This is a genomic window from Streptomyces synnematoformans (assembly GCF_039531005.1).
GTDB classification, from domain to species: domain Bacteria; phylum Actinomycetota; class Actinomycetes; order Streptomycetales; family Streptomycetaceae; genus Streptomyces; species Streptomyces synnematoformans.
In genome coordinates this window covers 1-2,893 of record NZ_BAAAPF010000524.1, presented here as the reverse complement: position 1 = coordinate 2,893, position 2,893 = coordinate 1, and the positions used below count along the sequence as shown (strand labels likewise).

At 73.5% G+C, this 2,893-nt stretch carries 2 protein-coding genes and 2 pseudogenes; 2 read left to right on the top strand and 2 right to left on the bottom strand.

Translation table 11 applies throughout. From position 1 onward, the window contains the following. Both ABD317_RS35465 and ABD317_RS35460 read right to left on the bottom strand, forming a co-directional pair. A pseudogene (locus ABD317_RS35465) lies at positions 1-235 on the bottom strand (hypothetical protein); the annotation flags it as partial. 197 nt (positions 236-432) lie between these two features. Continuing rightward, positions 433-1,863: a gamma-aminobutyraldehyde dehydrogenase gene (locus ABD317_RS35460; RefSeq protein ID WP_344295879.1), complete on the bottom strand. Its 1,431-nt coding sequence runs from the start codon at positions 1,861-1,863 to the stop codon at positions 433-435. Positions 1,864-2,109: 246 nt separating this feature from the next. Between ABD317_RS35460 and ABD317_RS35455 the strand changes: the two are divergent. Beyond that, a pseudogene (locus ABD317_RS35455) lies at positions 2,110-2,193 on the top strand (AsnC family transcriptional regulator); the annotation flags it as partial. 227 nt (positions 2,194-2,420) lie between these two features. Further along, on the top strand, positions 2,421-2,893 hold a 473-nt coding region (locus ABD317_RS35450; protein WP_344295878.1), incomplete at its 3' end, for an ATP-binding cassette domain-containing protein.

The window sequence follows — 2,893 nt, the reverse complement described above, 5'->3', positions numbered from 1 at the left end:
GGATGGCCTGCTCCGCCTCCGCCAGCCGCCGCCGCACGGCCGCCGCCCCGCGCACCTGCGCCAGGTCGACGCGCAGCACCTCCGGTCCGGAACGCCCGCGGCCGAGGCGGCCGATCGCCTCGGCCGCGAGCGCGCTCTTGCCCACCCCGCCGACGCCGGTCACCGTCACCAGCCGGGTGTCACGTAACAGTTCGCCGAGGCGTGCGGTGTCCGCCCGGCGTCCGATCAACGTCATCTGGCCGTGCCCATCGTCCAGGCCGTGTCTTTGCGTGGGTGCGGGTGTTCGTCTGTGCGTCTGTACGAGGAACAGCCTGCACGGCGGGACGGCCGCCGGGCATCGGTAGCCCGTGCGGTTCGGTATACGTATCCGCGCCGCCCGGCCCCGCCCGCGTACCTACGTACACGGGCGGGCCCGGCGGGCGGGCGCCGCGCTCAGAGCGCGGTCATCACGTGCTTGATCCGGGTGTAGTCGTCGAACCCGTACGACGAGAGGTCCTTGCCGTAGCCGGACTTCTTGAAGCCGCCGTGCGGCATCTCGGCGACCAGCGGGATGTGGGTGTTGATCCACACGCAGCCGAAGTCCAGCGCCTTCGACAGCCGCATCGCGCGGCCGTGGTCCTTGGTCCACACCGAGGAGGCCAGCGCGTACTGCACGCCGTTGGCGAACGCGAGGGCCTGGTCCTCGTCGGCGAAGGACTGCACGGTGATGACCGGGCCGAAGACCTCGTTCTGGATGATCTCGTCGTCCTGCCGCAGCCCGGAGACGACGGTCGCGGCGTAGTAGTAGCCCTTGTCGCCGACCCGCCGGCCGCCGGCCTCGACGCGCGCGTGCGCCGGAAGCCGGTCCACGAAGCCGGCGACCCGCTCCAGCTGCGCGGCGTTGTTGAGCGGCCCGTAGAGCGCGTCGGCCTCGCCCGGCCCGGTCCTGGTGTCGGCGGCGGCCTTGGCCAGGGCGGAGACGAACTCGTCGTGGACGGACTCGTGGACGAGGACGCGGGTGGCGGCGGTGCAGTCCTGGCCGGCGTTGAAGTAGCCGGCGACGGCGATGTCCTCGACGGCCTTGGGGATGTCGGCGTCGTCGAAGACGATGACCGGCGCCTTGCCGCCCAGCTCCAGGTGCACCCGCTTGAGGTCCTTGGCCGCGCTGCCGGCGACCTCGGTGCCGGCCCGGACCGAGCCGGTGATGGAGGCCATGGCGGGGGTCGGGTGCTCGACCATGAGCCGGCCGGTGTCGCGGTCGCCGCAGACGACGTTGAAGACGCCCTTGGGCAGGATGCCGCCCATGATCTCGGCGAGCAGCACGGTGGCGGCGGGGGTGGTGTCGGCGGGCTTCAGCACCACGGTGTTGCCGGCGGCCAGCGCGGGGGCGAACTTCCAGATCGCCATCATCACCGGGTAGTTCCAGGGCGTGACCTGGGCGCAGACGCCGATGGGCTCGCGGCGTACGTACGAGGTGAGGCCGTCCATGTACTCGCCGGCGGACTTGCCCTCCAGCATGCGGGCCGCGCCGGCGAAGAACCGGACCTGGTCCAGCATCATCGGCAGCTCTTCCTCGCGGGTGAGCTGCAGCGGCTTGCCGGTGTCCCGGCACTCGGTCTCCAGCAGCTCGTCCGCCCGGGCCTCCAGGGCGTCGGCGACCTTCAGCAGCGCCAGCTGCCGGGCGCCGGGAGTGGCGTCCCGCCAGCCGGGGAACGCGGCCGCCGCGGCCTGCACGGCGGCGTCGACGTCGGCGGCGCCGGACAGCGGCGCGGTCGCGTAGACCTCCTCGGTGGCCGGGTCGATCACGTCCATGGTCCGGCCATCGGCGGCGTCCCGGAACTCCCCGTTGATGTAGTTGCGCAGACGGCGCGGTTCGCTGGTCACTGCGACCCTCCAGTTGTCGGTCCGCTGATGCGCTCCACCCTAACGGCGAGAGATTTGCCCGTCACGGGGCGCCCGGACAGGAAGACTTCCGTCACCGCCCTCGGCCCCGCGGACGCGGCGATCCCTCCGCCCGTACGAGATTGACAGCTCCGATATACGGGAACAAGCAAATCCGCCGCATGTACGCCATTCCGCCGCGGATCCAGTTGCCCCACCCTGCCGGGGGCTCGGGCGCTCGGCACAGTGATCCGGGCCCTGCCGGGCGTCCGCGCCACCGGGAGCTTCGTGTATCTGGAGCTGCGCAAGCAGACCTGCGCGTGGGGAACCCGGTGGCCCCGCGCACGACGGCACACCGCCGCATCCGGCGCCGCCCCCGCGCAGGCCGCGTACGCCCCGGGCGGTCCGCCCGTACGAGCGGACCGCCCGGCGTGCCGCCCGCCGCCTCGCCTGCGGCTCCGCCGCCCCTTCCTAGGGTGCGAGTGACCGGATCCCCGCCGTCCTCGTTCCACCACCGTGGGACCCAGGGGAGCCAGGGGACCCAGGGAAAGAGGTGTGCGATGACCGCGGCGACCACTCGGACCGCCCCACCCGACAACGACGTGCTGTGGGCCCGTTCCCTGCACTACGCGCACGGGGGCGGCACCCCGGCGCTCGCCGGCGTCTCCCTCGGCCTCGCCCAGGGCGAGATCCTCGCCGTCACCGGCCCGCGCGGCAGCGGCAAGACGACGCTGCTGAAGTGCCTGTCCGGGCAGCTGCTGCCGCAGCAGGGCGAGGTGTGGTTCAACAGCGGCCCCGTGCACACCCTGTCCGCCGGCGCCCGCGAGCGGCTGCGCCGGGACCGCTTCGGCTGGATCGGCACCCGCCCCGAGCTGGTCCCCGAGCTGACCGCCTGGGAGAACGCCGCGCTGCCGCTGCTGCTGGCCGGCGAGACGCACCGGGTGGCCCGGCGCACGGCGGTGGAGTGGCTGGAGCGCCTCGACGCGGGCGACGTCGCGCGGCTGCGGCCGCCGGCGCTGCCGCAGGCGCAGCG